14 protein-coding genes are annotated in these 12,275 nt (G+C 34.6%); 13 read left to right on the top strand and 1 reads right to left on the bottom strand.

The features are described 5' to 3' along the window. Positions 1 to 226 precede the first annotated feature (226 nt). The 6 genes from FJQ98_RS24065 (at position 227) to FJQ98_RS24040 (ending at position 4,838) form a co-directional block, all read left to right on the top strand. Positions 227 to 1,177, top strand: a complete 951-nt coding sequence (locus tag FJQ98_RS24065; protein WP_053593959.1) for an ABC transporter permease — start codon at positions 227 to 229, stop codon at positions 1,175 to 1,177. Next, on the top strand, positions 1,170 to 2,123 hold the full coding sequence (locus FJQ98_RS24060; RefSeq protein ID WP_053593960.1) for an iron chelate uptake ABC transporter family permease subunit: 954 nt from the start codon (positions 1,170 to 1,172) through the stop codon (positions 2,121 to 2,123). The genes FJQ98_RS24065 and FJQ98_RS24060 overlap by 8 nt, the downstream gene beginning before the upstream one ends. Continuing rightward, complete coding sequence (locus FJQ98_RS24055; RefSeq protein ID WP_053593961.1) at positions 2,120 to 2,881, top strand: iron ABC transporter ATP-binding protein; 762 nt, start codon at positions 2,120 to 2,122, stop codon at positions 2,879 to 2,881. Before FJQ98_RS24060 ends, FJQ98_RS24055 begins: the two co-directional genes overlap by 4 nt. A gap of 64 nt (positions 2,882 to 2,945) precedes the next feature. After that, positions 2,946 to 3,956, top strand: coding sequence for a siderophore ABC transporter substrate-binding protein (locus FJQ98_RS24050; RefSeq protein WP_053593962.1), 1,011 nt, complete (start codon positions 2,946 to 2,948; stop codon positions 3,954 to 3,956). Between the two features lies 1 nt (position 3,957). Next, positions 3,958 to 4,272, top strand: a complete 315-nt coding sequence (locus FJQ98_RS24045; protein WP_053593963.1) for an antibiotic biosynthesis monooxygenase family protein — start codon at positions 3,958 to 3,960, stop codon at positions 4,270 to 4,272. Positions 4,273 to 4,610: 338 nt separating this feature from the next. Beyond that, entirely contained in the window at positions 4,611 to 4,838 is a 228-nt protein-coding gene (locus FJQ98_RS24040; protein ID WP_053593964.1) for a hypothetical protein, read from the top strand. A 375-nt stretch (positions 4,839 to 5,213) separates the two neighbouring features. Here FJQ98_RS24040 and FJQ98_RS24035 read toward each other — a convergent pair whose 3' ends face one another. After that, positions 5,214 to 5,492: a hypothetical protein gene (locus tag FJQ98_RS24035; RefSeq protein ID WP_201406569.1), complete on the bottom strand. Its 279-nt coding sequence runs from the start codon at positions 5,490 to 5,492 to the stop codon at positions 5,214 to 5,216. A 358-nt stretch (positions 5,493 to 5,850) separates the two neighbouring features. Here FJQ98_RS24035 and FJQ98_RS24030 point away from each other — a divergent pair, with 358 nt between their 5' ends. From FJQ98_RS24030 to FJQ98_RS24005, 7 genes are all read left to right on the top strand, one after another. Then, complete coding sequence (locus FJQ98_RS24030) at positions 5,851 to 6,747, top strand: polyprenyl synthetase family protein (protein WP_241774530.1); 897 nt, start codon at positions 5,851 to 5,853, stop codon at positions 6,745 to 6,747. A 12-nt stretch (positions 6,748 to 6,759) separates the two neighbouring features. Next, the gene (comX, locus tag FJQ98_RS24025) at positions 6,760 to 6,918 is read left to right on the top strand and encodes a competence pheromone ComX (protein WP_053593967.1); all 159 of its coding nucleotides are present in this window, start codon (positions 6,760 to 6,762) and stop codon (positions 6,916 to 6,918) included. Positions 6,919 to 6,983: 65 nt separating this feature from the next. Next, entirely contained in the window at positions 6,984 to 9,215 is a 2,232-nt protein-coding gene (locus FJQ98_RS24020) for an ATP-binding protein (protein ID WP_053594040.1), read from the top strand. Beyond that, complete coding sequence (locus FJQ98_RS24015) at positions 9,199 to 9,813, top strand: response regulator (RefSeq protein ID WP_241774531.1); 615 nt, start codon at positions 9,199 to 9,201, stop codon at positions 9,811 to 9,813. The genes FJQ98_RS24020 and FJQ98_RS24015 overlap by 17 nt, the downstream gene beginning before the upstream one ends. Positions 9,814 to 10,250: 437 nt before the next feature. Beyond that, a complete protein-coding gene (locus FJQ98_RS24010) occupies positions 10,251 to 11,150 on the top strand; it encodes a hypothetical protein (RefSeq protein WP_053593969.1) in 900 nt (299 codons plus the stop codon). A 29-nt stretch (positions 11,151 to 11,179) separates the two neighbouring features. Then, complete coding sequence (locus FJQ98_RS27375) at positions 11,180 to 11,308, top strand: hypothetical protein (RefSeq protein WP_255349992.1); 129 nt, start codon at positions 11,180 to 11,182, stop codon at positions 11,306 to 11,308. 175 nt (positions 11,309 to 11,483) lie between these two features. Beyond that, positions 11,484 to 12,101 carry a phosphatase PAP2 family protein gene (locus FJQ98_RS24005; protein WP_053593970.1) on the top strand — a complete coding sequence of 206 codons (618 nt, stop codon included), beginning with the start codon at positions 11,484 to 11,486 and terminating at the stop codon, positions 12,099 to 12,101. Positions 12,102 to 12,275: the final 174 nt, after the last annotated feature.

Below are 12,275 nucleotides of genomic sequence, written 5' to 3'. Positions count from 1 at the left end.
TATTTGTTTAAAAAGGTAGAAATATTCAACTTCGAAAAATGATTGGAATCGCAGATATTCCGTTACTTAAGCTTGTTTTTTAAGGATTATCGAATAAAACGAGAACAATTCTCAATTGAAGGTTGACTGAGAATACAAACATGCTTATAATGAGAATCGTGAGTAGTGATAATCATTTTCACTAGAGAATGAATTACGAGCAAAAATGAATCTACCGGGGATTACAATGAAAATAAGATATCTTTTAACAGCAACTGTAGTGTTGTCAATTGTGTCACTATTTATCGGTGTAGTGAATATTAAACCTAGTGACCTTTTAGACTTCGGATCAGAAGAAACTAGACTATTCTTTATTAGTCGTATACCAAGACTTGTAGCAATTTTGTTAGCAGGAGCAGGTATGAGTATTGCTGGTTTAATTATGCAAAGCTTAAGTAGGAATAAGTTCGTGTCACCAACGACAGCAGGTACTTTAGATGCCACAAAGTTGGGTGTACTAATTTCGATGATGTTTTTCACAAATGTCACGTACTTTCAAAAAATTTCCTTCGCTTTCATATTTGCTTTAGCCGGCACATTATTGTTTATGCAAATATTAAATCGAATAAAGTTTAAAGATGCGATCTTTATACCGCTTATTGGCTTAATGTTTGGGAATATCCTTTCGTCGATTACAACGTTCTTTGCGTATAAGGCGGATATTATCCAAAACATTTCTGCATGGTTACAAGGAGATTTCTCATTAATGATGAAAGGTCGATATGAGCTTTTATACATAAGTGTACCCGTGCTGATTATAGCTTACATTTATGCAAATCGTTTCACAGTGGCTGGGATGGGTGAGGATTTTGCCAAAAACCTTGGTCTTTCTTACAAATTCGTTGTGAATTTAGGTTTAGTGTTAGTAGCACTTATTTCAACGACAGTGGTGCTAACTGTTGGTGTGATTCCATTCCTTGGTTTAATCATTCCAAATATAATTTCGCTGTTCAAAGGGGATAACCTTGCTAAGACATTGCCTCATACAGCTTTACTAGGTATGTCGTTCTTATTATTCTGCGACATAATAGGGCGTGTGCTGATTTTCCCTTATGAAATTCCGATTAGTATGACGGTCGGCGTCATCGGAAGTGCGATCTTCCTATTTATGTTGTTTAGGGGGAAAGCATATGCGTAATCGTACAAAGATGTTGGTTTTATTAGGTCTCGCAGTAGTCTTTATCTTACTGTATGTATTTTATGAGCTAAATGGCAACTACCATTATGCGTTCCCACGCCGCCTTATTAAAGTGGTAGCGATGTCGTTAACAGGGATTGCGATTGCATATTCAACCGTGGTCTTCCAAACGATTACACATAACCGTATTTTAACGCCAAGTGTAATGGGACTCGATGCTTTATATTTGATGGTTCAAACAATCATCTTCTACTTCTTTGGTTCTATGTCGGTATTCGTAATTAACGCTCAATACAATTTTTTACTTGCTGTTACAGCGATGATTGTCTTTGCGTTAATTTTCTATCGTGTATTGTTCAAGGAAGGAAAACGTCCGATTTATTTCTTGCTGCTCGTCGGCATGATTGTCGGAACATTTTTAGGAAGCGTAACAACATTCTTCCAAGTATTGATTGATCCGAATGAATTTTTAAGCTTACAAAGTAAAATGTTTGCAAGCTTTAACAATGTTAATTCGGATTTGGTATGGCTTGCAGGTGTCGTCATACTCATTACCTTTATTTATGGCTGGCGTCATATGAGTCAATTAGACGTAATGTCTCTTGGGCGTGATACAGCAATTAATTTAGGGGTACCATATGATAAGCTTGTACAGCGCATGCTCATAGTTTCTTCGGTATTAATTGCCGTGTCTACAGCTCTTGTTGGACCAATTACATTCTTTGGTTTAATCGTAGCGAATTTATCGTATCAATTTTTCAAGACGTACAAGCATTCTGTGTTAATCGCAGGGTCTTGTGTAATGAGTATTGTTGCTTTAGTCGGTGGACAGTGGATGGTCGAACGTATTTTTAACTTCGATACAACACTCAGCGTTATTATAAACTTTGTAGGTGGCGTATACTTCATCTACTTATTATTGAAGGAAAGTAGGTCAGCGGGATGATCCAAGTAAAAGAACTTACCAAGTATTTTGGAAAAAAACCGGTCATTCAAGATGTCAGTGTAGACGTTGCACCAGGGAAAATTACGTCTTTTATCGGACCAAATGGTGCAGGTAAATCAACATTGCTTTCAATGGTAAGCCGTTTACTTAATGCAGATACTGGGGAAGTATTACTCGACAAGTCAGATGTACGTCGTTGGAAATCAGATGACTTCGCAAAGCGTGTATCGATTTTAAAGCAATCGAACTATATGAATGTCAGACTAACAATTCGTGAGCTTGTTTCATTCGGGCGTTTCCCTTATTCAAAAGGGAATTTAAAGCCAGAGGATGAGCTAAAGGTAGACGAAGCAATTCAATATATGAATTTAGATGATCTTCAACATGATTATTTGGATGAATTATCGGGCGGTCAACGTCAACGTGCGTTTATCGCAATGGTTATCGCACAGGATACAGATTATATTCTGCTTGATGAGCCGCTTAACAACTTGGACATGAAGCACTCTGTGCAAATCATGAAGATTCTGCGAAAGCTAGTTGATGAACTAGGAAAAACAGTTGTCATCGTATTACACGATATTAACTTTGCTTCTGTATATTCTGATCATATCGTTGCTTTAAAGAATGGACGTGTTGTCAAAGACGGTCCAACAAATGACATCATTAATTCAGATGCTTTAAAGGAAATCTATGATATGGACATTCCTGTTCAAGAACAGGATGGCTGTCGCATTTGTGTCTATTTTAACGCATAAAAAATGGTAAAGATTGAATGACCATCTATTAACTATAAAATAAATTTAAAGGAGCAATTTTACAATGAAAAATTGGAAATTACTTACTGTATTAATGGCGATGATGCTATTAGTATTAGCTGCTTGCGGCTCAAAGGACGATGCAAAAAAAGAGGATACAGGTTCTAAAACTGATAGTAAGCCTGCTGAAGAGCAAAAAGAAGAGGCTTCAACTTACCCAATTACAATCCCAGCTATTAAAGACGGTGAAGATAATTTCAAAGAAGTAACTCTTGATAAAATTCCAGAAAATGTTGTTGTATTTGACTATGGTTTCCTTGATACTTTAGATGCTTTAGATGTTAAAATTGCGGGTCTTCCACAAAAATCAGTTCCTGAATACTTAAGCAAATATACTGATACAACTTATGTGAATGTTGGTTCTTTAAAAGAGCCTGATTTTGAAGCAATCTCTTCAATGAATCCAGATATTATTTTCATCTCTGGTCGTCAAGCATCAGCTTACGATGAATTATCTAAAATTGCGCCAACTGTATATGTAGGTGTAGATGATAAAAATTTCGTGGAGTCATTTAAAGAAAAAACAGAATTAGCTGGTAAAATCTTTGGTAAAGAAAAAGAAGCTGCTGATGCATTTGCTGCATATGAAGCAAAAGTAGAGGAAGTTAAAGCTAAAACAGCTTCAGCTGAAGAAAAAGCTTTAATCGTTCTAGCAAATGAAGGTTCATTATCTGCATATGGTCCTGGTTCACGTTTCGGTGTTATCCATGACGTATATGGTGTAAAAGCTGCTGATGAAAAAATTGAAGCTTCTACACACGGTGCTACCGCATCATTTGAATATGTGCGTGATACAAACCCAGATATCCTATTTGTAGTTGACCGTGATGCTGCTGTAAATCCAGAAGGTGAATCTGGTACAAAAGCTGCGATTGAAAACGAAATCGTTGGAGCAACGAACGCTGCTAAAAACGGTAAAATCTTCTATTTAGATCCACAAGTTTGGTATTTATCTGGTGGCGGTTTAACTTCTGAAACTCAAAAAGTAGATGACGTTTTAAAGGCTTTTAACTAATATGTTTGTACAAATTAAACGGATTGTCGTGACGGAAGGTAATTCGGATAAAGTTGTTGAGCGTTTTGGTGCCAAAAAAGATGGTCCAACATTGCTTGAACAACAACCGGGCTTTATTGATAAGCAAGTACTTGTAAAAAAAGTACGCCGTGGTGATGAGGAAGTGCTAATTGTGGTTCGTTGGGAATCAGAAGAAGCATGGAAAAACTGGGAGAAGAGCCCTGAGCATATTGCTGGTCATAAAGCAAGTGCTGGTAAACCGAAACCCGAACACATCATCGAAAGCGGTCAAGAAGTTTATTATGTAAAAGGTTAATAATGTAGAGGTGTCTCAAAGTTATTTGAGGCACCTTTTTTGATTCGGAGGATTATCTGGTAAATAAATGATTGAGCGTTCAAATAATTTCTTTTAGTAATGGATGTTACTATCCCGACACTCCTAACGAAAATTTGCTTTAGTATAGATCAGGGAGTATTTTGTGTTGACCGAAATATGTGGGAACCTTGTATTATGTTGTAGAAACAAAAGTGACGGATAGAAGGGTCGAAGTGAAGGATAGCCTCGTTAAAGCAACGGTAGGACGTCATAAAGGAGGGGAAGCACATCTGTAATTGTGCCATCCCCATTATTTATAGTAGGAGCTCGAAAAAAATGTGAGACTTGCTAAAGGGTTATTTTATCTTCATTCGGCAAATGTATTTAGTAGCGAAAGCAAAGCGACAGCTACAAATCTTTTCTGCGCGAAAGCGAAGCGTCAGCGGCAAATCTTTTCTGCGCGAAAGCGAAGCGTCAGCGGCAAATGTTTTCTGCGCGAAAGCGAAGCGTCAGCGGCAAATGTTTTCTGCGCGAAAGCTATAATTACGCCAAGGCGAAATGGATAAACTAATGTTTAATGGACGCTTTATTCCATATATTAAATGCAGTAGTAATATTAAAAGAAATACCACTTTCACTAATGGAAACTCCAGTAAATTTGGCTGTAGATCGTTTAGGTGTCCGATTTACTTCGTTCACAGTAGTAAATTTTCTTGAAGAGGAAATGTCAATTTCTAATTCTGAATTATTGAGATAATCAGATGAGCCGACCGTTTCGCCTATTTTAGCGGCATTTTCAATAGATGTGGTGTTAGAGCAAGTGCTTCTTGCGTTTATAATACTATAGTTTGGAGACGTATAGATTATAGGTGTATGTATATTCAGACCAGAGGTAAATGGGCTTACTAAAGGCAAAATGGATAGACTTTCTTCAGCTGCTCTTAAAATTCCATATGGTTTAATAAAAAGTGTCCAGCTTTTTGTTGAAAAGTATCTTCAAATCCTGGAATATCACAAATAAAATTTGAAAATGTAGACTTGTTTTTATACTCTGATAAGGTTTCTTGATATGCTTGTTGCTCGGCATGAATAATTATTTGTTCAATATATTGTTGTTCGTTCGAAGGCTTTTTAATGGTGATTTCTTCTTCAGAGACAAAAATTGTACAGGAAAAAGTAGCTGTAAGTATTAAAACATTTTCATTTACTTCGTTTTTCATTTCAATCACTCCCAGTGTTGAAGAATTCCCTTATTAGTAGCTTAAATGGTTCCTATACTTATAACTTTGAATTAACTATGTACAATACTATCTTAGCTTAATTTAAGCGTATCATCAGTGAGGACGCCATTTCAATGGTGAGTTTACGCCAAAAAATGGCGGTCAGTAATACAATACCGCCACTTATTTTTACTATTTCTAAACAAAAAATGGCGTGCCTTCAGAAAGACCGCCATTTTTTGGCGGTCTGCAAAATATTAAGTAAAATATTTCCTTTGTGTTTTAATGTCTAGTATTATTTCCCATTAATCTATATACTATTTAATAGTATGCTTAAGGGGGTAGAGGACTATTGAAGGTGATAGACGAACAAATTAATGAATCATTGGACATTCTTATTAAAAATGAGGCATTGATAGGCCATAAACTACGGTCGATGCTAGAAAGTTTTAAAGAAGAGAAGAAAATAGTAGGCTATTCATTTGGTAAGCTATGTTATTTGCATTATGAAGCATTTACAGATTGTTTGAACGAGGACATCTATAAAGTAGCCGCAGCTATTGAACTTCTAATTTTGTCTTTTGATATTATCGATGACTTGCAGGACAAGGATTCGGACTACACTTGGAGTGAAACACCTGAATTATCATTAAATGTTGCTTTAGCTATGCTAGTGATGGCTTCTAAAACTATTCATGAGACTTCCTTTAAACACAAAAATACTGCTATTCAAATACTAGAGGATTATGCATTACGGAGTATAAACGGTCAGCAGCTAGATTTACTCAATATTTGTAGGGATGAGGAATCATATTTACAAATGATTGACCAAAAGTCTGGTTCTTTAACAGCAATGGGTTGCTTAATTGGTGAAGTTCTTGCAAAAGGAGAAATATCTCCTGAGGTTGAGGAGTATGGGAAATACATAGGTATTATCCAACAAATTAAAAACGATATTCAAAGTTTAAAAACTTGGGGACCTAAAAATGACTTGCTAAATAAAAGATACTCACTGCCTATTATTTATCTTTTATCACAGAAAAATGATGTTTCAAAATCTGTTATAAACTATTATAATAATGATATAGTTGCATTTTTGGATAATAATGCTACGGAAAACGAGTTGACAAATGGTGGTGCAATACGTTATGCAATTACTATTAAAAATGTTTATAAGTTAAAAGCATTAAATATTCTTGAAAATGTAGCTATAAACGAATTGGGTAAAAACTACCTAAATAAACTAATGAAATGAGGAGAGATTTGTATGATTAATGTAATTCAACATCTAGAAAAGAACCCAGAGCTAGTTGCTCTATTAAAGGAACAAAAAGCCTCATTAATTGGAATTTCAGCTATTGAGCAAAAAGCGATACTTGACTCGTTTGAAGAAAAAGTATGCTTAGAAAATGGATTTTGGAACTAAAAATAATTAAACGTATATGGTTTCTGCTTGCTATAAGTATTTACATATTGCTAGGCTCTTACCTAATGTATATTACTTATAGCAAGCCTTCTTTGGGTATAGATTTAAAAGAAGAAAATGGGGAATGGGTAGTAACTAGTTCATATAATAAACAATTAGAGGATGGAATTCGAATTTCTGAAGGGGATGTTATTTTAAGTGTAAATAACATGCAAACAGAGGATGTCCCTAATGTAAAACATGATCATTTAATACGTACGGCAAGCTTACTAACAATAATGAAGCCTAACGAACAAATAATTGATGTGAGAATTAGTAGATTTGATGTACTAGAGCAATATTATTATTATATATTGATAATACCTGCCTGTTACTTTTTTTTAACACTAATTATTGTGTTTTACTTATATTTTAAACAAAAAAATACATCTCTTTTATGTTTACTTATATTATTTATGCTCACTGTTTCCATGGCTTATGTTAGCATTGGTTCATCCGGCGCTCTAAACAGTATTGGTGTAATCGTTAACCGTGGTAGCATGTTGCTATGCTTAGTGTTATTACTCCATTTCTTAAGGAATTATTATACATTTTTAAAAACAAATTGGTTGCTTTCTAACAATATAAAATTGTTTTATATACTCCCTGTGATAGCAATGATATTGGGTGGCACTGGCATTATTTACCCTGCTATTAATAATTTACTTTCGAATATTGTACTAGCTGTGTTCTTCATTTTCCTTATTATCATACTTAGTATTTTATTGCTAAGCTATTTCAAATATAAATCGCCTCAGTTAAAAATTTTATTAATTAGTATACTGATTCCGTTTCTGCCATTCCTTTTTCTATATGCACTCCCTTACATTTTATTTCATCAATCTATACTTTCAGCAGAAATTAGTGCTCTATTTTTATTGTTAATTCCGTTTAGTTTTATTTTTACGCAATTAGCAGAGCGGCTATTTGATATTGAATACCATATTACAAGACTCCGTTACTATGTAATTTTTTCGTTGATTTTTACTGTGTGGTTTATAGTTGGTTTGTATTGGATTGCAGGGAAATATTTAACGATGACCGTAATATCAGGTGTTTCATTTTTTACTTTTTCATCGTTAGTTGTTCTTTTTTACATAAAAGAGAAAGTCGATTACCGAAAACGAAAAATCTTATTTTCGACAAAAGGGGATTATATACATCAGTTATATACGGCAGTAGATAAGATTGGTAAAACAATAAAAATAGATGAGCTTCTAGAGAAATTTGCTCATGAAGTTTCTCTACATCTTGAGCTTGAGCATGTATTTGTATTAACTTATGATTATGACACAAAGCAATTTACATCAACGGTTGAGGGTAGGCTCCCGATTAATCCGGTGTTAATGGAAGATATAAAATTAGGGGAAATTAAAAAATTTGACCAAGTATATCTAGCCTTCCTCCATCAAGATGCGCATTATAAAAGAGTATTAGTATTGGGACATAACAATTCAATTCATTTAAAAGATGAAGAGCTTCTATGGCTTGAATTGCTCTTATTATATGTAAATAATTTCATTGAAAATACTAAGATGGTGGAAGAACTTTTAGAGGAACTAAAACATATGAGGCAGGCCGGTGATAGTCAATTACCTTGGTTAAACAAGTTATTATGGTTAAGGTTTGAAGAGGAGAAATATCAATTAGCTCAAGAACTACATGATACAAATTTGCAAGAGCAGCTTCATATTGCTCGAGAGGTTGATGTCCTTATCAATGCGAAGGATACAACAGATATCCAGCGAAAACTTGCAAAAATTCATAAGCAGATGGTTACATCCTTACATGATTTAAGAGCTTATTGTGAAAATTTGAAGCCCCCATTATTAGACACATTAGGGCTAAATGCAGCATTAGAAAAGCTAATTCGCAAAGTAATAGAAAGAGCTAGTTTTGTGTTAATTTATACGATAGATCGCCTTTATTTAGAGGATGAGCGTATGAATTTAATGATCTATCGACTATTTCAAGAATTACTCAACAATGCTTTAAAACATTCCTATGCAACAACAGTTGAAATTCATCTTCAAGAATGGGACGATGGTTTCGAAATCATTTACAAGGATGATGGTGTAGGCTGCAATGTTAATGATATTATTGTCGCAGAATCGATGGGACTTCGGGGTATGCAAGAGCGTGTAAAGGCCTTTAACGGGCATTTTTACATCGATTCACAGGCTAATGAAGGAATGTCTATTAGAATTACAGTAAAAGAAGGAAGTGACACACTTGATTACGATGCTCATAGTGGATGATCACCCTATTGTGTTAGAGGGAACGAAAAATTTATTTCAAGAAAATGAAGATATTATAGTTGATACAGAAAGTGATGCAACTCATGTCATACAGAGAATTAAAGACAAACCCTATGATATCTATTTAATTGATATAAATATGCCGTTAGAAAATGGTATCAATTTAGCACGCAGCATTAAAGCTATCCAATCAAATGCTTCAATTATCCTTTATACGGGTGACGATACTACTGATTATTATCCACTTATTTTAGAACGGAAAATAGAAGGTATTTTAGCTAAAACAGCCTCTAAGGAACAAATTTTACGAACTGTTCGAGCCATTGCAAATGGTGAAATTGTTTTACCTCAAAATTTCTTGGATTTTCTCGATAATCGATTTAAATTGCAGGACGCTAAACTCGATATTCACTTAAACGAAAAAGAAAAGAAAATTTTAAGACTGATTGCGGAAGGGCATACGAATAAAGCAATTGCTATTGAGCTAAATATCCCTCAACGAACAACCGAAAGATATTTAACACAGCTGTTTTCTTTGTTGAATGTAGATTCTCGTACCGAGGCTGTAAATCTTGCAGAAAGAATGAATTTACTATAGTTTATCTATATGTTATACTCATTGATATTGGTATATTTTTCAATAAAAAGGGAGAGATTAGGTGTATTTGGAGTTCCATATTTTGACTTAGGTAATTATCCCTTAATCATAATTCTAAATACCTATAATCCTCGTGTGACACCGCCATTTTTTGGCGGTGTTTTTTATATGACCGCCAAATCACGCCAGAAATCGGGTCAAAGACCGCCAAAAAATTGGCGTAAACCCAACGTTGAAATGTCGGTGTAAGTACTGGTAGGCTTAATATAATCGTGGTTAAGTAGATTTGTTATAGTAAGTAATAAATATTTATAAGATTTCGTTTAAAATAAGCAGCCTGACTATCTATGAATAAAGTAGAGATTGTAGATTTTTTTAAGATACTAGCTAGTCAACGTACTTCACCATAAAACTTTATATAAAGGTAGGCGTGTATTTTGAAAGTAGAACTTGAAAATTTATTTTCTATAGATGAATCTAGTCAAGATCAAGTCATTAAAGTGTATAATCGCTTTGGTATTTTTATCGGTGCCCCTGAAATAAGAAAAAGAAATTTAAAGGCATCATTTAATCCTATTTTCACATTAAATGAAGATGTAACATATGAACATGTAGCAGCATTATATAAATCATTGGAACGCGAATTAGGGATTGTTTCAATCGGAGAACGTTTTTACTTTGATTTTTCAGATAGCGAATATGAGCAAGCACCATTGTTTACATTAAATTCAACAGGTAACTCACCTGATATGTTTATAGACGATAAAGGAACTTTATTTTCTATAAGCACCCATTGCCAGCATTGTGGACTTAAGGAAAAAGAGCAACTTTCACCATTAGTGATAGATACAACAGAAATGAAAGATCGTCATCTAGTTCATGTGAGCGGATATTGGGTAGCGTCACAGGAATTAGTGACATTAATGAAGCAAGAGAATATTAAAGGCTATGAACTTTTAGAGGTTATTCATCAAGGACCGGAAGAAGGGAAGCAACAAGCCTTTCAAATTATACCGACACAAGTATTACCAGAATGCAGCACTGAAAGAGTTAAATTGTATTTTGCGACAGAGCAACCACCATGCCGATGTGGTTTAAGTGGGATTATCAACGGACCTGATATTTATCAGTGCAAAGATGTAACCAATTTAAAAGACGATGTATTTTTCTCGGCAGAATGGAGCCATGATGGAAGGTATTTATACCGAAAAACTTTGTTCAGTAGAAAGTTTAGAGAATTAATTATTAAAAACAATATATCTCGTGAAGTAAGAGGAGAGAAGGATAAAAACTTTGGACCAAAGGATTGGTTATTTGATCCAGTATTATTAAAATAATTCAAACTGAAGATGAGGAAGTGTATATTTTGTTTAGAAAAATAATACCTATCGTTGCAATCTTATTTATCGTTGCATTAGCTCTTTCAAATTATTTTAATAAAGCAGAAGAAAAAACATTTGTCATACCTCAGGAAAGAGGGGGCACATTGGGTTAGATAAAGTTTCACCAATCGGGCAATTACGGACAGTTAACCTCGTACCTAACTTCGTTTCTCTAAATTTGGGGTGGGGAGTATTACAAGGGATAAAAAGCAAATTCACCTCTAGCTGACTTAAATATGATATGATGTGAAAAATATAACAGCATAGAGTTTTGAGGTGGAGTATTATATGAAAAAATGGGCTTATCCTTTAGCGGTATTAACGCTCATTATCTTTTTTGTGTTACGTGTTACTTTTCAAAGTAAGTTAATCAATACATTTGATACAAAAATGGCTGATTTATTTTTCGGTAATCGATTTATAGAATTTTTTCATTATATAGGAGAACCGGCATTTGTAGTGTCTGTGGCTATTGTTCTAATAGTGTATTTAGCATGGAAAGTAAAAAATTATCGAGGCATATTATTTGTTTTGTTAACAATTGCAGGTGGAAATGTTCTGAACCAATTATTGAAAAAATGGGTGCAACGACCAAGGCCTGAAATTGAGGAACAATTAACATCCTTTAGCTTTCCATCTGGACATGCTATGACAGGCATCTTGTATTTATTTACAACTGCCTATATTTTTTCGGAGAACAATAGCAAGGGGCGTAAAACTATACTTTGGCTTGGGGCAATTATATTAACGGGACTTATTGGTTTGTCACGAGTTGCTGGTGCCCGTCATTTTGCTTCAGATGTTTTGGCTGGATGGAGTATGGGGTATACGTGGTTCATTATCTGTGTCTTTTGGTATGAACGTCGAAAGAGATTTTTTATAGCGAAAAATAAAGTGAAACTTTGATCAGTGGGGGGTTCTTCATCCTCCACTGATTATTAGTATTCACTAATCGGGCATTTACGGCAGTTAATGCGGGATAAATCATGAACGTGGAAAGGGAGCCATCTAATTGGAGGATGGCTCCCTTTGTTAGATAGAAATAAGAGCGGCACTTATTAACCATACCGCCATTGCTCT

The organism is Lysinibacillus agricola (assembly GCF_016638705.1).
GTDB classification, from domain to species: Bacteria; Bacillota; Bacilli; order Bacillales_A; family Planococcaceae; genus Lysinibacillus; species Lysinibacillus agricola.
The sequence above is the reverse complement of the archived record's forward strand: the minus strand, read 5'-3'. Positions and strand labels throughout refer to the sequence as shown.